Origin of the sequence: Intrasporangium sp. DVR (assembly GCF_040365325.1) — a bacterium.
In the GTDB taxonomy this organism is placed as follows: Bacteria; Actinomycetota; Actinomycetes; order Actinomycetales; family Dermatophilaceae; genus Intrasporangium.
The window spans coordinates 189,707-211,449 of record NZ_BAABZW010000019.1 but is presented as its reverse complement, the minus strand read 5'-3'; the positions used below and the strand labels follow the sequence as shown (position 1 = coordinate 211,449).

The following is a 21,743-nucleotide window of genomic DNA, read 5'->3' as shown; positions in this document are numbered from 1 at the left end:
GCGCGCCTTCTGCGCGCGTGTGGAAAAGGTGCATGGCTCGGCTGCTGACCGGCGCGCCTTCTGCGCGCGTGTGGGAAAGGTGCGCCTGCTCGCCGTTGCCTGTGGATGACGGCCGCGCTCCGCAACGCCGAGCCGCCACCATCGGGACATGCCACCGGTCACCCACGAGCCGTTCCGCGTCACGACGACGCGGAATCCCCTGACCGGCAAGCGTGAATGGGCGACGCCAGCCGGGGTCACGCCAGCGGACCTGCGCTCGTCGAGGTATCGGCGACTCTTCCACGGCGTCTACGTCGACGCCCGGGAACCGGTGACCCCGCTTCTGCTGGCAGAGGCAGCGCTGCTGCGCGACCCCGGGGCCGTCGCCTCGCACCACACCGCGGCCCGCATCTGGGGCGGCATCGTCCCGGACGACGGCCTCACCCACATCGCGTGTCTGGGGCACCGACGCCAGGTCCGAGGGATGAAGGCACATGCACGCCGGTCGGGGCGCCGGTTCACAACACATGAGGGCGTTCGCTTGACGACGCCCTCGTGGACGTTCCTCGACCTCAGCGACGACCTCTCGCTCGTGGATCTAGTGGTGCTCGGTGACTCGCTCGTGAAGGCGGGGCGTGTCACCTGCGCGCAGCTGGTCGAGGCCGCCGGCTCCTTCAGTGGCCGATCCCGGCGGCTCGCCCGGCAGGCGGCCGGTCTGGTCCGGCCCGAGGTCGACTCGCCGATGGAGTCCCGGCTGCGGATGCTGCTCGTCCTCGCCGGGCTGCCCGAACCCGTGATCAACCACAAGGTGCTCTGGCCGGACGGGCGCGTCCGGTTCCGCTTCGACCTCAGCTACCCGGACAGCAAGCTGGTCATCGAGTACGACGGCCGTCAGCACGCCGAGTCCGACGAGCAGTGGGGTATCGACCTCCGACGGCGCGAGTGGCTCGACGGGGAGCGGTGGCGACTCGTCGTGATCCGGGCCAAGGACATCTACAACACGCCCGCCCGCACCCTCAGCCGCGTCCTCGCCGCCATGCGGGACCAAGGCATGAGCACCCCCCGCGTCGGGGAGGAGTGGCGCAGGCACTTCGCCGGCAAGCCCGACGACATCGCCGAGCCGGCCTGACTACTCAGCGGCATACGGCCTGATCGCTCCTGACACGCTCCGGAGTGACACGTTGGTGGTTTGTCAGCCGACAGCGGACAAACGGCGTTGCACGCGCGAGGGTGGGTCGCTCCGTCGTCTAATAGGAGTCGACCCCTAGATTGGGGGTCGTTGTCGACAGCTGACGTCGAGGGTAGGAGCGATTCGGTGGCACGCATCGGAGAAGGTGGAGACCTCCTCAAGTGCTCGTTCTGCGGGAAGAGCCAGAAGCAGGTCAAGAAGCTCATCGCGGGCCCCGGTGTCTACATCTGCGACGAGTGCATCGACCTGTGCAACGAGATCATCGAGGAGGAGCTCGCCGAGTCGAGCGAGCTGGGGCTGGACCACCTGCCCAAGCCGCGGGAGATCTTCGAGTTCCTCGAGCACTACGTCGTGGGCCAGGACTCCGCCAAGAAGTCCCTCGCCGTGGCTGTCTACAACCACTACAAGCGGATCCAGGCGGGGGAGGGGCCCAAGCGTGACGACGACCACGTCGACCTCGCCAAGTCCAACATCCTGCTCATCGGCCCCACCGGGTCGGGCAAGACCTATCTCGCCCAGACGCTGGCCAAGATGCTCAACGTCCCGTTCGCCATCGCCGACGCGACGGCGCTGACCGAGGCCGGCTACGTCGGCGAGGACGTCGAGAACATCCTCCTCAAGCTCATCCAGGCGGCCGACTACGACGTCAAGAAGGCCGAGACGGGGATCATCTACATCGACGAGGTCGACAAGATCGCCCGCAAGTCGGAGAACCCCTCGATCACCCGCGACGTCTCCGGCGAGGGAGTCCAGCAGGCCCTGCTCAAGATCCTCGAGGGAACGACCGCGTCGGTGCCACCCCAGGGCGGGCGCAAGCACCCGCACCAGGAGTTCATCCAGATCGACACGACCAACGTGCTCTTCATCGTCGGCGGCGCCTTCGCCGGCCTCGAGAAGATCATCGAGAGCCGCTCGGGGCGCAAGGGCCTGGGCTTCGGTCAGCCGCTGCACACCGCCAAGGACCTCGGCGACAGCTTCGCCGACGTCATGCCGGAGGACCTGCTCAAGTTCGGCCTCATCCCCGAGTTCATCGGTCGACTGCCCGTCCTCACCACCCTCGGCCCGCTCGACCAGCAGGCCCTGGTCAACATCCTGACGCAGCCGCGAAACGCCCTCGTCAAGCAGTACGAGAAGATGTTCGCCATCGACGGAGTCGAGCTCGAGTTCACCGAGGACGCCCTCGAGGCGGTCGCCGACCAGGCGCTGCTCCGCGGCACCGGCGCGCGCGGCCTGCGCGCGATCATGGAGGAGGTGCTGCTCCCCGTGATGTTCGACGTCCCGAGCGACGACGGGATCGCGCGCGTCGTCGTGTCCCGCGAGGTCGTCCTCGACAACGTCAACCCCACGATCGTGCGGCGCGAGGCCGAGCCGCGGCCCAAGCGCCAGCGCAAGGAATCGGCGTGAGCCGAGGCCGGTAGGACGGCTCGACGGGGGTCTCGATGATTGCGCCCTTCCACCTCCAGGCCGGCGACCGCGTGCCCGTCCAGCAGTCGACCACGACGTGCGGGTCCGCGTCGCTGACGGTGGCCCGCATGCTCGTCAATCCCGGTTTTGCCCGCTGGATCCGCGACGGGCTCGGGCCCGACGCCAAGGACGAGGACGCAGCAGACGGCCGCACCGTCGAGGAGCGCTTCGCCGCCCACGAGCAGGTGGTGGCCCGGCGGACCAACGCCCTCGTCGGGGCCGGCGGGCGCATCCAGCTGCCCTGGCCGCGGGCGCTCGGCACGCCGCCCTGGGGTGCGCTCGGCGAGCTCGAGTACGGCGCTGCGGTGCCGTGGGCCGACTACGACGTCACGATGTTCCGCTTCGGCAGCAGGAAGGTCCTCGAGGACGCCTACGCCGACCTCCGCCGCCGGGTCCGGGCAGGGCGGCCCGCGCTCCTCTACATCGGCAGCGCGTGGCTGCCCCGGCACGTCGTGCTCGTCATGCCGGCGACCCGGGGACAGGAGCTCGACGTCTACGAGCCGTCGGTCGGCCGCGTCGTCGACCTGCCGAGGGAGGCGTTCGTGACGCGGCGCCTGCGCATGGCCGGGTGGGACGTGCCGTGGGGCGCGGTCTGGGACGACGCGCGCGAGTGACGCGGGGATCCCGGCCTACTCCGCGTGGGCAGGTGGCTCGGTTCGCAGGAGGAAGATCCCGATGGCGAGCCCGCCGAGACCGATGACGTATGCCGCTGGGCCGGCTCCCGGCCCACCGCCGCGGACCGCTCCGGCGAGCAGCGCGACGGCCGGCGCGGCGAGGGCGGCGAGGACCACCCGGCCGACCCAGGTGCGCACGACCCGGGTCGAGAAGCCACCGGCCGGGGGAGTCGTCGCCGACAGGGCGGCTGCTGAGTGGCCGACGACGAGGGCGAGCGCGGCCGGGACCGACCAGGGGGTGAGGCTGCCATCAGGGGTGAGGACGAACCAGCCGATCAGCATCAGGCCCCAGTAGGCCAGGGGGACGCCGGACCCGGAGTAGCCCAGCGTGACCAGGGGCACGATGACGAGCGACCACCAGACCGGGTCGAAGCCGCCGGCGGCCGCAGAGAGGCAGCCCAGGAAGAGCCCCGCACTCGTCGCAGCGACCAGGGCGAGTCCCAGCTGCGGAAGCGACCACCGCGGGCCCCTCCCGAATCGGATCGTGCGCCACCCACCGCGTGCTGTCTCCCCGCTCGGTGTCGTCATCGCCGTCTGCCCATCCGGGGTGCCGCCGCCCGCCGGGCGATGTCGCGCAGGACATGGTCGAGCGACCCCGGTCCGTGCCAGGGAACGACGGGCACGCCCCGGGCGACGAGGGAGTGGACCTGGGCCTGACGGGACAGCAGCCGGATGCGCCACGCGAGCGCCTCGTAGACGTTGCCGGGGTCCTCGGCGAGGTGGTCGGGGAAGGTGTCGACGACGACCGTGGTCATCCCGCGGGTGGCCAGGGTGTGTGCCAGGCCGACCGTGGTGGGCACGATGAGGGGGCTGAGGACGAGGCAGAGGGCGTTGGGGTCGACGCCGCGGATGGCTCGCTCGCCGTCGTCGCGGCGCTCGCTGGCGGGGGCGATGGAGGCGAGGGTCTCGAGCACCCGGCGCAGGTGCTTGGTCCCGGACCCCACGCCGAGCCGCGGGACGTTGGCGGCGCCCACCGTGCGCAGGGTGAGTCGGTCGTTGCTGCTGAGGAAGTGCTCGCTGATCGCCCCTGCCGCGCGGACGGTCACGTCGAGGCTCGTCGGGCGACCGTCGATGCCCTCGCGCGGCCCGAGGTCGCTGAACGCGTCGACGAGCAGGAAGACGTGGGCGTCCTCGTCTGCGTAGGTCGACGTGACGTGCAGAGCGCCCGTGCGCAGCGAGACGGGCCAGTGGATCCGGCGGAGACGGTCCCCGGGATGGAACTGCCGAATCGTGTTGAACTCGCTGCCGGAGCCCGGCCGGGACGAGCGGTTGAGCCCCACGAGACCGCGCGGGTGCGGCGTCGGAGCGGCGGCGTCGAAGGCGGCCGGGACGGGCAGCGTCGCCGTGGCGAGGTCCGGCACGTCGGTCGGACCGACCCGATAGGCACCCCAGACGCTCGAGAGGGTGATGCTCACGGTCCCGATCTGCCGCCGCCCCCACCGGGTCGTCCGGAGCGCGATCGCCCCGAGGCCGTCCTCGACCCGCGCGATGCCGCTCACGGGCCTGCGCTCGACCCAGGGCGTCGAGGCCAGCGTGATGATGCCCTCCGCGCGTGCAGCGGGACGGATGCGCACGGTGACGTCCGCCACGTCGCCCTCGCGCAGTGTCCCGCTGCCCAAGGTCACCGCCGCGTCCACCGGGTGGCGGGGCCGCGCCAGGTGGCCCCAGACGGCCGCGACGACCAAGGGGGCGGAGATCACGAGCAGGTCGGGGCGGCGGCCCGCGACAGCGGCCACTGCCGCGGCCGTGGCAAGGATGACCGCCCGCGTGTGCGCTGCGGTGGCCGTCCACTCGCCGAGGGACCGGGACGACGTCGTGCGGGGCAGGAGCGTCCGCACCTCAGGCCTCGGGTCGGCCTGCGGGAACGGTCGAACCCGCACCCCGCTGCTCCCGCGGTGCCGGCGCCGGCACCGACCGGAGCAGGCGCGAGACGACGCTGGTGCCGCTGACGTCGCTCATCCAGAGCTCCGGCTTGACCGTGACGCGATGGGCGAGCACCGGCTTGGCGACGGCCTTGACGTCCTCGGGCGTCACGAAGTCACGCCCGTCGATGATCGCGTGCGCCCGCGCGCAGAGGAGCAGACCCAGGGCACCTCGGGGCGAGGCACCCATCAGGACCTCGCCATGGGTGCGGGTGGCGGCTGCGAGCGCGACGCAGTAGCGGCCGACCGACTCGTCCACGGCGACGCGCTCCACGGCCGCCTGCATCGCGAGCAGCTCGTCGGGCGTGACGACGGCGTCGAGGGTCTGCTCCTCCTGGCGGCGCGCCATCCGGTTGGCGAGGATCTGCCACTCCTCGTCGACGCTCGGATAGCCGAAGGACACCCGCATGAGGAAGCGGTCGAGCTGCGCCTCGGGCAGGGGGTAGGTGCCTTCGTACTCGACCGGGTTCGCGGTCGCGAGGACGTGGAACGGCCGCGGCAGGGGAAAGGTGCGCCCCTCCACCGTCACCTGCTTCTCCTGCATGGCCTCGAGGAGGGCGGCCTGCGTCTTGGGAGGCGTGCGGTTGATCTCGTCGGCGAGGAGCAGACCCGTGAAGATCGGCCCGGGCCGGAACTCGAAGTCCCCGGAGCGCTGGTCGAAGACGAAAGAGCCGGTGATGTCGCCCGGCAGGAGGTCCGGGGTGAACTGGGCCCGCTTGAACCCCAGCCCCAGGGTCTGGGCGAAGCTGCGGGCGGCGAGGGTCTTGCCCAACCCGGGGAAGTCCTCCATGAGGACGTGGCCGCCGGCGAGCACCCCGGCAAGGACGAGGCGCAGGGGCTCCCGCTTGCCGACGACGGCGCGCTCGACCTCGGTGAGGACCGCGTTGCTGAGCTCGCTGACCCGGCCGAGGTCCATGGCGGTGGCCTCCTCGGCGGGCACGCTGCTCGCGCTGCTCACGGAGGCCATGTCACTGAAGTCGGTCATGCGCGTCACCACTGCTCGATTCGTCGGAGGATCTGGTCAAGTCGGTCGGGGCGGTACAGGTCGGTCGGTGGCAGCGTCACGAGGAAGTCCCACAGGTCCGGTGGCATGACGCCCTGGGCCCATTTCGGCTCCTCCTCGATGACGATGCCGTGCTTGGAGTAGAGGCGCTCCCGGATGATCTCGCTCAGCCGGGTGTGGAGGTGGTGGACGAGCTCGGCTCGGCCCTCCCGGTGCCCGTTGGCCGCCTCGAGGCGGGCGGCGAGGTTGGTGACCTGCGAGTCGTTGCCCCGGTTGCCGCCGGTGAGGTCGCTGTCGGTGAGCGGCCAGACCGCCAGCTGCTGGCTGGCGGAGTGGTCGACGGCGTACCACACGACCGCTGCTGCCGCGACGAGGACGACCGCGAGGCGCGGGACGTCGGGACGGAGCCCGATGAGGGCGGTGAAGAGGGCGATGACCGACCAGGTGAGGGCGATGCCGATGAACCGTCGACGCCAGGGGCGGAGCACCCGAAGCAGGGGTCGTATGCCGCTGGGCTGGCTGCTCATGGCCGGCCACCTTCCGGCGGCCTGGAGTGGGCGCGGGTCGGCTCAGGCTCGGCCAGGTCAGTGCCCTGCGGCGCGCGCCCGAGATCCGCCCGGATCGAGGTGAGGGCCGAGACGGCCCGACGTCGGTGCGTCTCCGTCAGCGGGTGTGTCGAGAAGCGCGCCTCGCGGTAGAGAGCGGCCAGCTCACCGAGGTCGCGGGCGTCGACGGCCCAGACCTGCAACACCCGCTCGACGTACTCCGTGGAGGTTTCGGGAGGGTGGCGGGGGAGTCCTGCTCCGGTCGCAGCGAGCTCGAGCGCCACCCACGCTGCGACGATCGCGTTGCGGGGGGCGCCTCGCTCGAGGGCCTCGAGGCCGGTGTCGGCGCCGTCGAGGATGCCTCTGGGGACGTCGGGGGCGGGGAAGTCAGGCTCGGCCTCGGTCGTCAGCCGGGGCGTGACCCGCCTGAGCAGGTCGCGCAGGGCGAGGCCGAAGAGGACGAGCACCGCGATGATGACCAGGACGACGAACACCTGGAGCAGGACGGCGAAGAGGCTGTCCGGGTCCCAACCCCCGACGCCCTCCTCCGAGCCTGCCTCACGGGGGAGGTCGGTCAAGGTCTGCTCGGGGCTCAGCGTGGGGAGCGGTGACCTCACCGGCGCGCTCGGTCGGCTCACGAGGTCGGCGGGGCCGCTGGACGCTGCCACGACCAGAGCCCCCATGACGAGCACGGCGGCACCGACGGCGCCAGTGACGGCCCGGGCCCGCATGACCGCCTTGACCCCCTTGACCCCCTTGACCCCCTTGATCCCCTTGATCCCCCTGAGAGACATGGGGTCAACCTTAGTCAGGTCAGGTCAGGTCAGGCCGGGTGGGACGGGCGCTGGTCCATGGGGATCAGCTCGGCCTCCCGCACCTCGATGCCGTCACCCTCCCCGTAGGTGAGGTCGCCGATCCGGCCGGTGGCCCGCAGGTCCCCCTCGGCCACGCGGACGTGGTCGAGCTGTGCTGCCGGCCCGACGAGCGTCATCGTCCGGATCTCGGCGCGCATGCCGAGCTTCGCCTCGGACTTCACCTTGCGGACGCCGGCCAGGGCCTCGCTCACCGTGGCGAGCACGGCCGGGTCGCCACCGACGGGCAGCTCGTCGCGGACCGGCCAGGCCTGTCGGTGCACCGAGCCCTGCTCGAACCAGGACCACACCTCCTCCGTGGCGTACGGGATGAACGGCGCGAAGAGCCGCAACAGCGTCTCGAGCGCGATCCGCAGTGCGGCGCGGGCGCTGGCCGCCTCGCTCTCACCCCGACCGCCGTAGGCGCGGTCCTTGACGAGCTCGAGGTAGTCGTCGCAGAAGGTCCAGAAGAACGTCTCGGTCACCTCGAGGGAGCGCGTGTAGTCCCACGACTCGAACCCGTGGGTCGCCTTGTCGACGACGTCGCCGAGCGCGGCGAGCATCGACAGGTCGAGGGGGTTCGTGACGGTCGCGCGAAGCTCGCCGGACACCTCGCCGAAGCCGAGCGCGAACTTCGACGCGTTGAGCACCTTGATCGCAAGGCGTCGGCCGACCTTCATCTGGCCGGTGTCGTAGGCGGCGTCGGTCCCGAGCCGGCCCGAGGCGGCCCAGTACCGGACGGCGTCGGCTCCATGCGCCTTGACGACGTCCTCCGGCGTCTCGGCGTTGCCCTTCGACTTGCTCATCTTCTTGCGGTCCGGGTCGAGGATCCAGCCGCTGATCGCGGCGTTGCGCCACGGCACCGTGCCGTGCTCGTGGTGCGCACGGACCACGGTGGCGAACAGCCACGTGCGGATGATGTCGTGCGCCTGCGGGCGCATGTCCATGGGGAAGAGCGCCTCGAAGAGCTCGGGGTCGGACCCGGGGCCCTCGCCGCCCCGGACCGGCCAGCCGGCAGCGATCTGGGGGGACAGGGAGGACGTCGCCCACGTGTCCATGATGTCGGGGTCGGCCACGAAGCCGCCCGGCTCGCCGCGCTGCGACTCGTCGTACCCCTCGGGCACGTCGATCTGGGGGTCGACGGGCAGGGCCGCCTCGGGAGCGAGGATGGGGTGGTCGTGGTCGGTCTCGCCATCGGCGGTCACGGGGTACCACACCGGGAACGGCACCCCGAAGAAGCGCTGCCGGGAGATGAGCCAGTCGCCGTTGAGGCCCTCGACCCAGTTGCGGTACCGGGCCCGCATGAAGCTCGGGTGGAAGGCGATCTCGTCGCCTCGGGCCACGAGGTCGGCTCGGAGGTCGGCCTCGCGGCCGCCGTTGCGGATGTACCACTGGCGAGATGTCACGATCTCGAGGGGCTTGTCGCCCTTCTCGTAGAAGTTCGCCTTGCGCTGCGTCTTTTGCGGTTCCCCGTCGAGGTCACCGGACTCGCGCAGGGCACGAACCACGGCCTCACGGGCACTGAACGTGGTCTTGGTGGCCAGCTCAGCGGCATACAGCGACTCTCCCGGGCCACCGGCGACCCACTCGGGCGTCTCGGCCTGGAGGCGACCGTTGCGGGTGATCAGCGACCGGATCGGCAGCTGCAGCTCGCGCCACCACATGACGTCGGTGAGGTCACCGAAGGTGCAGCACATGGCGATGCCGGCGCCCTTGTCCATCTCGGCGGCGGGGTGCGCCAGGACCGGCACCTCGACGTCGAAGAGGGGCGAGCGCACGGTGGTGCCGAAGAGCGGCTGGTAGCGCTCGTCGTCCGGGTGGGCGATGAGGGCCACCACGGACGGGATGAGCTCGGGACGCGTCGTCTCGATGTACACCGGCTCCGACGCGCCGGAGGCACCGTCGCGGTGGAACGCGACCCGGTGGTAGGCCCCGGGGTAGTCCCGCGCCTCGAGCTCTGCCTGGGCGACGGCGGTCTGGAAGGTCACGTCCCAGAGGCCGGGGGCCTCGGACTGGTAGGCCTCGCCGCGGGCGTAGTTGCGCAGGAAGGCCTGCTGGGCCACGGCCCGGGACCGCTCGTCGATGGTGCGGTAGGAGATGTTCCAGTCGAGCGAGAAACCGAGCCGCCGGAAGAGCGACTCGAAGGTCTCCTCGTCCTTGACCGTGAGCACGTCGCACAGCTCGATGAAGTTCTTGCGGCTGACCGGTCGCTGGTCGGCGGGCTTGATCGCCTTGCCGTTCGCGTCGACACCCTCGGTGAAGGGCGGCTCGAAGCCGTCCTCGTAGGGCAGCGTGGCGTCGCCGCGCACGCCGTAGTAGTTCTGCACCCGACGCTCGGTCGGCAGGCCGTTGTCGTCCCAGCCGATCGGGTAGAAGACCTCGAGACCCTGCATCCGCTTGTAGCGGGCCATGCAGTCGGTGTGCGTGTAGGAGAACACGTGGCCGACGTGGAGCGAGCCGGACGCCGTGGGTGGGGGTGTGTCGATGGCGAAGACCTGCTCGCGCGGCAGGGACAGGGCGCGGGCCCGGTCGAACGCGTAGGTCTGCTCGTCCTTCCATACCTGCGTCCACTTCTCCTCGAGGCCGTCGAGCGTCGGGCGCTCCGGAATCCGCGAGGGCGTGGGGGCAGGCGCGTCAGTCATGCGTCCAATCCTTCCATGCGGCTGCCCGTGCCCCTGACCGCGTGCCGCCGGCGAGCGGCCCCGCCGCTCGGCGACCCGGCCGACGAGAGCCGCCGTGTGGCGATGGTCACGGGGCTGACGGCTCCTCGTGGCCCAGGGAGGATTACGGTCCCTGCCGTGGCAGGGCAGAGTGTCCCCATGGAGCCCGTCTACTCACCGGTCATCGCGTTCGCCCGCACCATCTTCGCCCTTCAGGGGCTGCGTTTCACCATGCTCGGCGAGGACAACGTCCCGATGTCCGGTGGCGCCGTCATGGCCATCAACCACATCGGCTACATGGACTTCACCTATGCGGGCCTCGCCGCGCAGAAGTCGGGGCGCCTGGTGCGCTTCATGGCCAAGGAGTCGGTCTTCTCGCACCCGGTGAGCGGCCCGCTCATGCGCGGCATGCACCACATCGCGGTCGACCGCGCCGCGGGGGCCGCGTCCTACCGACGGGCCGTCGAGGCGCTGCGCCGGGGTGAGATCGTCGGGGTCTTCCCGGAGGCGACGATCAGCCGCTCCTTCGAGCTCAAGGCGTTCAAGTCGGGTGCCGCCCGGATGGCGGCGGAGGCCGGCGTGCCGATCCTGCCTGTGGTGGTCTGGGGCTCGCAGCGGGTCTGGACCAAGGGCCACCCCAAACGCCTGGGCCGGACCAACATCCCGATCTCCGTCTCCGTCGGCGAGCCGATCCCCGTCCCCCCGGACGCGGATCCCGACGCGGTGACGGCCGACTACAAGGCCGTGATGCAGGAGATGCTCGATGTGCTGCGCGCCACCTACGAGCCGCTCACCGGAGCCGACCTCAAGTTCCTCCCCGCGTCGATGGGGGGAACCGCGCCGACCCTGACCGAGGCGACCCGGCTCGACGACGCCGACGTGGCCGAGCGGCGGCGGCTCGCGCAGGAGCGTCGTGCCGCCCAGCAACGCGCCCGAGGAAGCGACTGACCGGAAGCCGGCCCAGCGGCATACGGCCTGCCGTCCGTTAGCCTGCCGCGCATGGCCCCACCTCGTCAGCGCGTCCCGGAGGGACCGGCACCCGATCCGGCCGTGCAGAAGCTGCGCGTCCGCTACACGAAGCGGGGACGGCTGCGCTTCACGTCGAGCCGCGACTTCCAGCGCGCGCTGGAGCGCGCCCTGCGTCGGGCCGGCGTCCCCATGGCGTTCTCGGCGGGCTTCCACCCACACCCGAAGATCAGCTACGCCAACGCGGCCTCCACGGGCACGGCGAGCGAAGCCGAGTACGTCGAGCTGCAGGTCACCGAGCGCGTGGACCCGGAGTCCCTCCGGGTCGCCCTGGACGAAGCCCTGCCGGCTGGCCTCGACATCGTCCAGGTCGTCGAGGCCGGGTCGGGGTCGCTGGCCGACCGGCTCCAGGCCAGCGAGTGGCGCGTGGAGTTCACCGGGGTGGCGGTGGCGGCCGTCGCTGCGGCGCTCGGACGGCTCCTCGAACGCGAGACCGCAGAGGTGACGAGGATGACGAAGTCGGGTCCGCGCACCTTCGACGTCCGGGCGGCGATCGTGTCCGCCGACGTGTCCCGGGAATCTCACCCGGCCGCGTCGAATCACGAGAACGCCGCCGACTGTGCGATACTGCGCATGGTCGTACGGCACACCACACCTGCCGTTCGCCCCGACGACATTCTGACCGCGCTGCGTGAGATTGCCGACTTGGCGCCGCCGCGTCCACCACTGGTGACGCGACTGGCCCAGGGACCGCTCGACACCGCAACCGCGAGGGTGACCGACCCGCTGGCGTGACCAGCGAACTGGTTGCCGACGAGAACGCCGACGGCATCAGATCATGGGGCCGCGCCCCCGCGCGAACCATTTTCCGATGTAACAAGACGACTTCCGTCCGCCACCCGTGGCGCGACGACCGACTCGACAAGACCGTGCTCGTGCGGTGGTGACGGCTTCGGCCGGCGGTGTGGGTCACCCCGCACCCGACGGGAGGTTGCCGGATGGCACCCAACGACACCACACCGACCGACAGCAGGGGCGACTCGGGCGAGGAGCGCGCCACCCTCTTCGAGGGGGCGACCCAGACCACGCCGTATGCCGCTGAGCCCGTCCCCGACGCGGCTGCAGCCCCAGCGGGGCGGGCTCCGCGCAAGCGCGCGCCGCGCCGTGCGACGAAGGCCGCGACCACCGCGATGACCGCGCCGGACCCGACGGCCGAGGAACCGGCCGGCGAGCCGGCCCCCGCCCCGGTGAGCGAGGACGACACTCCCGTGGCGGCACCCGCCCGCAAGCGCGCCGCCCGCAAGGCAGCCGCCCCGCGAAAGCGCGCCAAGAAGGCCGAGGCGGAGACGCAGGACGTGCTCGAGTCGGTCGCCCTCACCGAGGCAGCCGCCCCGGTCGACGCAGCGGCGACGTCCGAAGAGGAGCCCGACACGGAGGAGCCGGCCGAGGCCGACGAGGCTGCCCCCGCTCCACCGGTGGCCGCGGTCATCCCCAGCTTCAGTGTGCTGTTCCAGCCGCCGGACCCCGCGGCCGCGCTCGCCGCCCCGACCCGTCGGCGCCGCCGGGCAGAGGCCCCCGCCGTCGAGGTCCCTCCGGCCGAGCCGGCCGAGGACCTCGACCGCGAGCCCTCCGAGCCGGAAGGTCGAGAGGACGAGCCGAGCGATGAGGGTGCCGGCGCGCGCCGGTCCCGCCGTCGTCGTGGCGGCAAGGGCCGCCGTGGACGAGGGGCCAGTGACGTCGACGAGAACGAGTCCGAGGGCGCCGACGACGAGGCCGAGGAGGCCACCGACACCGGCGACGGCGGTATGGACGAGGAGTCCGCCGGCATGGACGGCGAGGACGAGTCCGGGGAGGACGAGGAGGGTGCCTCGAGCCGTCGGCGGCGCCGGAGGCGGCGGGCCGGCTCCGGCTCGAGCGATGCCACCGAGGACGCCCCCAACGTCTCGACCCGGGTCCGTCAGCCGCGCGTCCAGTCGGACGAGCCGCTCGGGGTCAAGGGCTCGACCCGCCTCGAGGCGAAGAAGCAGCGCCGACGCGAGGGCCGGGAGGCCGGTCGACGCAGGACGGTCATCACCGAGGCCGAGTTCCTGGCTCGTCGTGAGGCCGTCGACCGGATCATGGTCGTGCGCAACAAGGATGGCCGCACCCAGATGGGGGTCCTCGAGGACGGCGTCCTCGTCGAGCACTACATCGACCAGGCGACCAACGTGTCCATGGCCGGCAACATCTACCTCGGCCGGGTTCAGAACGTCCTGCCCTCGATGGAGGCCGCCTTCGTCGACATCGGGAAGGGCCGCAACGCGGTCCTCTACGCCGGCGAGGTCAACTGGGACGCCGCCGGCCTCGAGGCCAACGAGCCGAAGCGGATCGAGAACGCCCTGAGCTCGGGCCAGACGGTGCTGGTCCAGGTGACCAAGGACCCGATCGGGCACAAGGGGGCGCGGCTGACGTCCCAGATCTCGCTGCCGGGGCGTTACCTCGTCTACGTGCCGAACTCCTCGATGACCGGCATCAGCCGAAAGCTGCCCGACACGGAGCGGACCCGCCTCAAGAAGATCCTGCGTGAGGTCGTGCCGGACTCCGCCGGGGTCATCGTGCGCACGGCCGCCGAGGGGGCGAGCGAGGAGGAGCTGCGGGCCGACGTCGAGCGACTGAGCGCGACGTGGGAGGACATCCAGGCCCGTGCCGAGGGCTCGTCCACTCCGAAGGCCGGCAAGTCGAAGGGTCGGAAGAAGAACGGTGGCACCGGGTCGAGCCCGACCGGCTCGGCGCCCCTGCTGCTGCACGGTGAACCGGACCTGACGGTCCGGGTCATCCGCGACGTCTTCAACGAGGACTTCAAGGAGCTGGTCGTGTCGGGTGACCAGGCCTGGAACGAGATCCACCCCTACATCAGCTCGGTCGCCCCCGACCTCGCCGACCGGGTCACGCGGTGGACCGGTGAGGAGGACCTCTTCAGCCACCACCGTGTGGACGAGCAGCTCGCCAAGGCGATGGACCGCAAGGTCTGGCTGCCCTCCGGCGGGTCTCTCGTGATCGACCGCACCGAGGCGATGACCGTCGTCGACGTCAACACCGGCAAGTTCGTCGGGTCCGGGGGCAACCTCGAGGAGACGGTCACGAAGAACAACCTCGAGGCCGCCGAGGAGATCGTCCGCCAGCTCCGGCTGCGCGACATCGGCGGCATCATCGTCATCGACTTCATCGACATGGTCCTCGAGAGCAACCGGGAGCTCGTCGTGCGACGGCTCCTGGAGTGCCTCGGGCGCGACCGCACCAAGCACCAGGTCGCCGAGGTCACCTCGCTCGGCCTCGTGCAGATGACCCGCAAGCGGGTCGGCTCCGGGCTCATCGAGGTCTTCTCCGAGACCTGCGAGCACTGCAACGGGCGCGGCTACGTGATCCACTCCGATCCGGTGGGCCAAGGCTCGGCGACCGTCGACACCGGCGACCAGGGCGGTGCCCGTTCCGGTCGGCGCGCCCGGCGCGGCGCCTCCGGCGGCTCGAACAGCGGCTCGAACACCGGCTCGAACAGCGGCTCGAAGAGCGGCTCGAACACCCCCACCCCCACCCCGGCACCGGCCGAGCCGAGCAAGCCCGCGGGACCGACGGCGGCGCAGATCGCCGCAGCAGCCCATGCGGCGGCGCTGAAGAGCGCCGCGGCCACGACCGCCCCCGAGGGGGAGGGCGACGAGGCCGACGCCGCGCAGCACCATCCTGAGCAGGTCGACCACGTCGACCAGGTCGACCAGGTCGGCCAGGTCGGCCGGGTGGAGCGCGAGGTCGAGCGGACCGACGTCGACCGGCGCGAGCAGGCCGGGGCCCAGCCTGAGGCCGAGGCCCGGCCTGGGGCCGAGCAGGCCGTGGTGGAGTCGCCCGCGATGGAGGCGCCCCACCCGGTCGTGGAGCCGGCTCCAGAGGTCACCGCCGCGCCGACCCGCCGCCGCCGTGGACGAGTCGTCGCGCCTGCGGGCCCGCCACGGACCTCGTCGACCGAGGCCTGAGCCGGGGTGCCTGGCTGGCCGGTTTGGTCGGAGCCGTCCCAGCCGGTAGCCTAGATCCTCGGTGCGCCCACCGGGCCCGTGTTGACGGGCCGGTGCCGAAAGCGGCGCTCCAGTCCTGATTCAGAGAGTGAGTTTCACTGTGTACGCGATTGTTCGCGCTGGCGGTCGCCAGGAGAAGGTCTCGGTGGGCGATGTCCTGCTCATCGACAAGGTGACGGGTCAGCCCGGCGACGCCGTCGAGCTCACGCCGCTGCTCCTCGTCGACGGTGCCACGGTGACGTCCGACGCCGACAAGCTGTCGAAGGTGTCCGTCAAGGCCGAGGTCGTCAAGCCGGCCAAGGGCCCCAAGATCACCATCATCAAGTACAAGAACAAGACCGGCTACAAGAAGCGCCAGGGTCACCGCCAGCCGCTGACCCAGGTCAAGATCACGGAGATCAACGCCTGATCGACGCCCGGCGTCTCACGGCTACACAGACTCACAAGGAGCAACTGACATGGCACACAAGAAGGGTGCGTCCTCGACTCGCAACGGTCGCGACTCGAACGCACAGCGGCTCGGCGTCAAGCGCTACGGCGGCCAGCAGGTCAACGCCGGCGAGATCCTCGTCCGCCAGCGCGGCACGCACTTCCACCCGGGTGACGGGGTCGGCCGCGGCGGCGACGACACGCTGTTCGCGCTCGTCGCGGGCGCCGTTCGCTTCGGCACCAAGCGCGGTCGCAAGACGGTCAACATCGACTCAGTCGAGGCCGTCGCAGCGGAGTGATCGCCTGATCACCCATCGAAAGAGCAGTTCGCGACACCTTTTCGTTCGAAAGAGCAGTTCGCCAGGGGCACCCCCGTCGCGAACTGCTCTTTCGATTTGTGGCTCGGTAGATCTGGAAGAGTGAAGACCCATGGCAGTCAACTTCGTGGATCGTGCCGTCCTGCACCTGACCGCGGGCAGCGGGGGGCACGGTGTCGCTTCGGTCAAGCGTGAGAAGTTCAAGCCGCTCGGCGGGCCCGACGGCGGCAACGGTGGCCATGGTGGCTCGGTCATCCTGCGGGTGGACCCCCAGGCGACGACCCTGCTCGACTATCACCGCCACCCGCACCGCAAGGCCGACAACGGCAAGCCGGGTGGGGGCGACGAGCGCAACGGAGCCGACGGCGCCGACCTGGTCCTCCCGGTTCCCGAGGGCACGGTCGTCAAGGATGCGGACGGCCGGATCGTCGTCGATCTGGTCGGCATGGGCACCGAGCACGTCATCGCCCGCGGTGGGCGCGGCGGGCTCGGCAACAAGGCGCTCGCCTCGGCCCGCCGGAAGGCCCCCGGGTTCGCGCTCCTCGGCGAGCCGGGCGAGGACGTCGACGTCGTCCTCGAGCTGAAGACCCTCGCCGATGTCGCCCTCATCGGCTTCCCCAGCGCCGGGAAGTCCTCGCTCGTGTCGGTCCTGTCGGCGGCGAAGCCGAAGATCGCCGACTACCCGTTCACCACGTTGGTCCCCAACCTCGGCGTCGTCACCGCGGGCACGAGCAGGTTCACCATCGCCGACGTCCCCGGCCTGATCCCCGGTGCCCACGAGGGCAAGGGGCTCGGGCTCGAGTTCCTGCGGCACGTCGAGCGCTGCTCGGTGCTCGCCCACGTCATCGACTGCGCCACCCTCGAGCCGGGCCGGGACCCGCTCACCGACCTCGACGTCATCGAGCGGGAGCTGTCGCTCTACGTGCCCGATGCCGACCTCGGCGGACGCCCACTCGGCGACCGGACCCGCCTCATCGTGCTCAACAAGGCCGACGTGCCCGAGGCGCGCGAGCTCGCCGAGATGGTCAGGCCCGACCTCGAGGCGCGCGGCTACGAGGTGTTCATCGTCTCGGCCGTGGCCCACCTCGGGCTCAAGGAGCTCACCTATGCGATGGCCCGGCACGTCGAGACGGCGCGTGCCGAGATCGAGGCGGTCGTCCCACCGCGCGTCGTGCTGCGGCCCAGATCCGTCGACGACCAGGGCTTCACGGTCGCCCGCGAGAACGGCCCCGACGGCCCCTTCTACCGCGTCACCGGGGAGCGGCCCATCCGCTGGGTCCGGCAGACCGACTTCAGCAACGACGAGGCCGTGGGCTACCTCGCCGACCGCCTGGCCCGGCTCGGGGTCGAGGAGGAGCTCTACAAGGTCGGAGCGGTCGCCGGCGACACGGTCGTCATCGGCTCCTCCGACGACGCCGTCGTCTTCGACTGGGAGCCCACCCTCCAGTCCGGCGCCGAGCTCCTCGGGGCGCGCGGCACCGACCTGCGCCTCGACGAAGGGGCCCGCCCGACGCGCGACGAGAAGCGCGAGGCGATGAAGGACCGCTATGCCGCGCGGGCTGCCACGCAGGAGGAGCTCGACGAGGAGCGCCGCTCGGACCTGTGGCACCTGCGCCGCGAGGACGACGACGCCTGAGCGTCACGTGTCCTAGGGTGACCCCATGAGCTCGTGGGGTGCGTTGCTGCGCCGCGGTCACCTCGGCACCGAGGCCGACCGGGCCACCTTCCGCACGCTGCACACCGCGTCGCAGGCGTCCCCGCCGCTGCGGGCCGGGCTCAACGCCTCGTCGGCCGAACGCTCCCTCAAGTACCTCCGGGCGCTGCTCGGAGCCCCGGCCGTCGCGATGACCGACACGACCGGCCTGCTCGCCTGGGACGGCAGCCACCACCACCACGCGGCCCAGCCTCCCGTCATCGCCGCCGGCACGCTGGGCAACGGACGCACCGTCGTCGTCGACGGTCCGGACATCGCGTGCATCGAGCCGTCCTGCCTGATCCGGCAGGCCATCGTCGCCCCACTGGAGGTCGAGGAGAAGGTCGTCGGCACCCTCCAGGTCTTCACCGGATCCGCCTCAGCCGGTCTCGTCCGGGCGACGACCGAGGTCGCGCGCTGGGTGTCGGGCCAGCTCGAGCTCGCCGAGCTCGACGCGTCGCGCACCCGGCTCATGGAGGCCGAGGTCCGTGCCCTGCGGGCCCAGATCAGCCCGCACTTCATCTACAACTCGCTGACGGCCATCGCCTCCTTCACGCGCACGGATCCCGACCGCGCCCGAGAGCTGCTCCTCGACCTGGCCGAGTTCACGAGATACTCCTTCCGCAAGCACGGCGAGTTCACCACCCTCGCGGAGGAGCTGCGATCCATCGAGGCCTACCTCGTCATCGAGAAGGCCCGCTTCGGGGACCGGCTGCGGGTCACCCTGCGCGTCGCCCCGGAGGTGCTGCCCGTCGTCGTGCCGTTCCTCTGCCTCCAGCCGCTCGTCGAGAACGCCGTCCAGCACGGGATCGAGGGCAAGGTGGGCGACGGCGAGATCACCATCCTCGCCCAGGACGCCGACCACGAGTGCGTGGTCACCATCGAGGACAACGGAGTGGGGGAGCAGCCGGAGAAGGTGCGCCGCGCCCTTGCCGGCGACGGCAACACCGACTCCGTCGGACTCGCCAACGTCGACGAGCGGCTCCGCGCCGCGTTCGGCGACGACTACGGGATCGTCGTCGAGACCGCCGAGGGGGCCGGCACCAAGGTCACGGTCCGGCTGCCGAAGTTCCGGCCCGGGGTCCATGTATGAGGCCGGCACGCGACCGCGGCGCCCACCTGGTCGGGACGCCCGCATGACTGGGACGCTGCGATGACGAGCGCGACGCCTGCCCCGGCCGGCGCGGCACCGGAGCGCCTCCGGGTGCTCGCGCTCGACGACGAGGCGCCCGCCCTCGACGAGCTGGTGTGGCTGCTCGGCCGGGAGGAGCGGATCGGCGAGGTCATCGCCTCCGACTCGGCGGCCGAGGCGCTCCGGATCCTCCACGAGCGTCCGGTCGACGCGATCTTCATGGACGTCCAGATGCCTGGCCTCACCGGCCTCGACCTGGCTCGGGTCCTCGCACGCTTCTCGACGAAGCCGCCGGTGGTCTTCGTCACCGCGCACGAGCAGCATGCCGTCGACGCCTTCGAGCTCAACGTCGTCGACTACGTCCTCAAGCCGGTCCGCGACGAGCGCCTCGCCGAGGCGGTGCGCCGCGTCGTCAGCCGGATCGAGGGCCGCGAGTCGGCCCCGGGCACCGAGGACGACAGCATCCTCGTCGAGCTCGCCGGCGTGAGTCGGCTCATCCCACGCTCCGAGGTCCTCTACGTCGAGGCTCAGGGAGACTACGCCCGGTTGCACACCGCGACCGGCAGCCACCTCGTCCGGGTCCCGCTGACCACGCTGGCCGACCAGTGGCGGGACGCGGGGTTCGTCCGGATCCACCGCTCGCTCCTCGTCGCCCTGGGCCACATCACCGAGTGGCGTACCGAGGGCGGGCGCACGACCGTCGTCGTCGGCGGGCACGAGCTGGGGGTGAGCCGCCGCCACGCCCGGGGCCTGCGCGACCTGCTCATCAAGCGGGCCCAGCCGGCCAAGGAGCGACGATGACCCGGGAGCCAGCCCAGCGGCATACGGCGTCGTCGGTGAGCGAGCCGCCCACCCGCGTGACGGTCACATCCCCTCGCACCGTGGCCGCCCGCGCCCGCCGCGTCTCGATCGCCTCCGAGATCGACGCGCAGAGCCGGCTCGGCGAGGTCTACGTCGACTCGCTCATGCGCAGCCAGCTGCGGCTCGCCCTCGCCGTCGTGGCGGCGTTGGTCCTCACTCTCGGGCTCGTGCCGCTCGTCCTCCATCTGGTGCCCGCCTGGGGACGCGTCGTCGTCCTCGGCATCCCGGTCCCGTGGGTCATCCTCACCCTCGTGGCGTTCGTCGAGATCGTCGCGCTGGGGGTGTTCTACGTGCGCCGGGCCGAGCGCAACGAGGCTGCCTTCAGCGACCTGCTCGACACCCGGTAGGAGGAGGTGACGCCTCGATGACCACAGCGCCGACCAGAGCGACCACCACACCGAAGACCGGCCCGAGCGGCCCGTGAGCACCGCTGCCAGCGTCGTCGCCGTGATCCTCGTCGCGCTCGCGTCGCTCGGCGTCGGCGCGTTCGGGCTGCGGATCTCCCGGACGATGAGCGACTTCTACGTCGCCTCCCGGGTCGTGGGCCCAGTCCTCAACGCCTCGGCCATCAGCGGTGAGTACCTCTCGGCCGCGTCCTTCCTCGGCGTCGCCGGCCTCATCCTCGCCCGCGGTGTCGACATGCTCTGGCTGCCCGTCGGATGGACGGCCGGCTACCTGCTCCTGCTCGTCTTCGTCGCCGCACCGCTGCGCCGCTCCGGCGCCTACACGTTGCCCGACTTCGCCCAGCTGCGCGTCGAGTCGAGCCAGGCGCGCCACGTCGCCAGCCTGCTCGTCGTCGGCGTCGGGATGCTCTATCTCATCCCGCAGTTCCAAGGCGCCGGACTGACCCTGCGCACGCTGACGGGCGCGCCGCTGTGGGTCGGGCAGGTCGTCGTCGCCATCATCGTCTCGCTCAACGTCCTTCCCGGCGGCATGCGCAGCGTCACCCTCGTCCAGGCGTTCCACTACTGGCTCAAGCTCGCTGCGCTGCTGACGCCGATCTTCTTCCTCGTCGGCGCGTTCGTCACGGGCGGGGCTCCCGAGGTCGTCAGGCGCCTCGACGCGGTGGACTGGGCAGAGCCGCTCTCCGGTGACTACGCCCTCTACCTGACCTACTCGCTCGTGCTCGCCACCTTCCTCGGCACCATGGGCCTGCCGCACGTCGTGGTCCGCTTCTACACCAACCCGGACGGCCGCGCGGCGCGCCGGACGACGCTCGTCGTGCTCGCCCTGCTCGGGGCGTTCTACCTGCTGCCCGTGGCCTACGGGATTCTCGGCCGGATGCTCGCCTCCGACCTCGTCACCTCGGGCCGCGCGGACTCGGTCGTCCTCGAGCTGCCGAGCCGGATCTTCTCCGGAGTGCTCGCCGACCTGCTCACCGCCCTCATCGCGGCGGGGGCCTTCGCCGCGTTCCTGTCGACCTCGATGGGGCTCGTCGTCTCCGTCGCCGGCGTGCTCAGCCAGGACGTCCTGCGCCGCCGCACGGAGCTGGGGCACGGGGTGAGCGCGTTCCGCCTCGCCACCCTGCTCGCCGTCGGACTCGGGCTGGGGCTCACCGTCGTGGCGGCCCAGGTCCCGGTCGCCCACGCCGTCGAGCTGGCCTTCGCCGTGGCCGCATCGACGTTCTGCCCGATGCTCGTCCTCGGGATCTGGTGGCGGCGGCTCACGGCCGCAGGCGTCATCGCCGGTCTCGTCGTCGGGGGGTCGCTGTCGATGACGGCCGTCCTCACGACCATGACCGGTGTCGACGCCGACGGTGTGCTCGGGGCCATCCTCACGCAGCCGGCGGCGATCACCGTGCCCGCCGCCTTCGCGACGATGATCAGCGTCTCGATCGCCACCCGGCACCGGCAGCCGCCGCACGTGGCGCAGACGATGGTCCGCCTCCATGCCCCCGAGCACCTGACCCTCAACCGGGGACCGTTCAACCCCGAGGAGCAGCACGGTCCGCGGCCGGATCGACTGACCGCTCGTCGCTGATCACCGACCGCTCGTCGCAGAATCCGCGCGCGCAC

Annotated in this window: 20 protein-coding genes; 14 read left to right on the top strand and 6 right to left on the bottom strand. The window is 71.5% G+C overall.

What is annotated here, in order from left to right; all coding sequences use genetic code 11:
* Nucleotides 1-148 precede the first annotated feature (148 nt).
* From ABWV20_RS14945 to ABWV20_RS14935, 3 genes are all read left to right on the top strand, one after another.
* Nucleotides 149-1,108, top strand: a complete 960-nt coding sequence (locus tag ABWV20_RS14945; RefSeq protein WP_353356420.1) for a DUF559 domain-containing protein — start codon at nucleotides 149-151, stop codon at nucleotides 1,106-1,108.
* 186 nt (nucleotides 1,109-1,294) lie between these two features.
* On the top strand, nucleotides 1,295-2,572 hold the full coding sequence (gene clpX / locus ABWV20_RS14940; protein WP_353356418.1) for an ATP-dependent Clp protease ATP-binding subunit ClpX: 1,278 nt from the start codon (nucleotides 1,295-1,297) through the stop codon (nucleotides 2,570-2,572).
* Nucleotides 2,573-2,607: 35 nt separating this feature from the next.
* Nucleotides 2,608-3,246 carry a hypothetical protein gene (locus ABWV20_RS14935; RefSeq protein WP_353356416.1) on the top strand — a complete coding sequence of 213 codons (639 nt, stop codon included), beginning with the start codon at nucleotides 2,608-2,610 and terminating at the stop codon, nucleotides 3,244-3,246.
* 15 nt (nucleotides 3,247-3,261) lie between these two features.
* On the opposite strand, the gene ABWV20_RS14930 is transcribed toward ABWV20_RS14935, so the two are convergent.
* The 6 genes from ABWV20_RS14930 to valS all read right to left on the bottom strand — a co-directional run bounded on the left by ABWV20_RS14930 (nucleotide 3,262) and on the right by valS (nucleotide 10,269).
* Complete coding sequence (locus tag ABWV20_RS14930) at nucleotides 3,262-3,834, bottom strand: hypothetical protein (RefSeq protein WP_353356414.1); 573 nt, start codon at nucleotides 3,832-3,834, stop codon at nucleotides 3,262-3,264.
* The gene (locus ABWV20_RS14925) at nucleotides 3,831-5,186 is read right to left on the bottom strand and encodes a DUF58 domain-containing protein (protein ID WP_353356412.1); all 1,356 of its coding nucleotides are present in this window, start codon (nucleotides 5,184-5,186) and stop codon (nucleotides 3,831-3,833) included. Before ABWV20_RS14925 ends, ABWV20_RS14930 begins: the two co-directional genes overlap by 4 nt.
* Nucleotides 5,146-6,144, bottom strand: a complete 999-nt coding sequence (locus tag ABWV20_RS14920) for an AAA family ATPase (protein WP_353356746.1) — start codon at nucleotides 6,142-6,144, stop codon at nucleotides 5,146-5,148. The genes ABWV20_RS14925 and ABWV20_RS14920 overlap by 41 nt, the downstream gene beginning before the upstream one ends.
* Nucleotides 6,145-6,218: 74 nt before the next feature.
* On the bottom strand, nucleotides 6,219-6,758 hold the full coding sequence (locus tag ABWV20_RS14915) for a hypothetical protein (protein WP_353356410.1): 540 nt from the start codon (nucleotides 6,756-6,758) through the stop codon (nucleotides 6,219-6,221).
* The gene (locus tag ABWV20_RS14910; RefSeq protein ID WP_353356408.1) at nucleotides 6,755-7,570 is read right to left on the bottom strand and encodes a DUF4129 domain-containing protein; all 816 of its coding nucleotides are present in this window, start codon (nucleotides 7,568-7,570) and stop codon (nucleotides 6,755-6,757) included. The genes ABWV20_RS14915 and ABWV20_RS14910 overlap by 4 nt, the downstream gene beginning before the upstream one ends.
* A gap of 29 nt (nucleotides 7,571-7,599) precedes the next feature.
* A complete protein-coding gene (gene valS, locus ABWV20_RS14905; protein ID WP_353356406.1) occupies nucleotides 7,600-10,269 on the bottom strand; it encodes a valine--tRNA ligase in 2,670 nt (889 codons plus the stop codon).
* A gap of 177 nt (nucleotides 10,270-10,446) precedes the next feature.
* On the opposite strand from valS, the gene ABWV20_RS14900 reads away from it, so the two are divergent.
* The 11 genes from ABWV20_RS14900 to ABWV20_RS14850 all read left to right on the top strand — a co-directional run bounded on the left by ABWV20_RS14900 (nucleotide 10,447) and on the right by ABWV20_RS14850 (nucleotide 21,708).
* Nucleotides 10,447-11,235 carry a lysophospholipid acyltransferase family protein gene (locus ABWV20_RS14900; protein ID WP_353356744.1) on the top strand — a complete coding sequence of 263 codons (789 nt, stop codon included), beginning with the start codon at nucleotides 10,447-10,449 and terminating at the stop codon, nucleotides 11,233-11,235.
* Between the two features lie 51 nt (nucleotides 11,236-11,286).
* The gene (locus ABWV20_RS14895) at nucleotides 11,287-12,048 is read left to right on the top strand and encodes a TIGR03936 family radical SAM-associated protein (protein ID WP_353356404.1); all 762 of its coding nucleotides are present in this window, start codon (nucleotides 11,287-11,289) and stop codon (nucleotides 12,046-12,048) included.
* Entirely contained in the window at nucleotides 12,045-12,200 is a 156-nt protein-coding gene (locus tag ABWV20_RS14890) for a hypothetical protein (RefSeq protein WP_353356402.1), read from the top strand. Before ABWV20_RS14895 ends, ABWV20_RS14890 begins: the two co-directional genes overlap by 4 nt.
* Nucleotides 12,201-12,251: 51 nt before the next feature.
* Nucleotides 12,252-15,257: an Rne/Rng family ribonuclease gene (locus tag ABWV20_RS14885; RefSeq protein WP_353356400.1), complete on the top strand. Its 3,006-nt coding sequence runs from the start codon at nucleotides 12,252-12,254 to the stop codon at nucleotides 15,255-15,257.
* 139 nt (nucleotides 15,258-15,396) lie between these two features.
* Nucleotides 15,397-15,705, top strand: a complete 309-nt coding sequence (gene rplU, locus ABWV20_RS14880; RefSeq protein ID WP_353356742.1) for a 50S ribosomal protein L21 — start codon at nucleotides 15,397-15,399, stop codon at nucleotides 15,703-15,705.
* A 49-nt stretch (nucleotides 15,706-15,754) separates the two neighbouring features.
* Nucleotides 15,755-16,024: a 50S ribosomal protein L27 gene (rpmA, locus tag ABWV20_RS14875; RefSeq protein WP_353356398.1), complete on the top strand. Its 270-nt coding sequence runs from the start codon at nucleotides 15,755-15,757 to the stop codon at nucleotides 16,022-16,024.
* A gap of 130 nt (nucleotides 16,025-16,154) precedes the next feature.
* The gene (gene obgE / locus ABWV20_RS14870; protein ID WP_353356396.1) at nucleotides 16,155-17,678 is read left to right on the top strand and encodes a GTPase ObgE; all 1,524 of its coding nucleotides are present in this window, start codon (nucleotides 16,155-16,157) and stop codon (nucleotides 17,676-17,678) included.
* Between the two features lie 25 nt (nucleotides 17,679-17,703).
* Complete coding sequence (locus ABWV20_RS14865; protein ID WP_353356394.1) at nucleotides 17,704-18,828, top strand: sensor histidine kinase; 1,125 nt, start codon at nucleotides 17,704-17,706, stop codon at nucleotides 18,826-18,828.
* Nucleotides 18,829-18,888: 60 nt separating this feature from the next.
* Nucleotides 18,889-19,668: a LytR/AlgR family response regulator transcription factor gene (locus ABWV20_RS14860; protein ID WP_353356392.1), complete on the top strand. Its 780-nt coding sequence runs from the start codon at nucleotides 18,889-18,891 to the stop codon at nucleotides 19,666-19,668.
* On the top strand, nucleotides 19,665-20,075 hold the full coding sequence (locus ABWV20_RS14855) for a hypothetical protein (protein ID WP_353356390.1): 411 nt from the start codon (nucleotides 19,665-19,667) through the stop codon (nucleotides 20,073-20,075). The genes ABWV20_RS14860 and ABWV20_RS14855 overlap by 4 nt, the downstream gene beginning before the upstream one ends.
* Before the next feature lie 73 nt (nucleotides 20,076-20,148).
* The gene (locus ABWV20_RS14850; protein ID WP_353356388.1) at nucleotides 20,149-21,708 is read left to right on the top strand and encodes a sodium/solute symporter; all 1,560 of its coding nucleotides are present in this window, start codon (nucleotides 20,149-20,151) and stop codon (nucleotides 21,706-21,708) included.
* The last annotated feature ends 35 nt before the right edge of the window (nucleotides 21,709-21,743 follow it).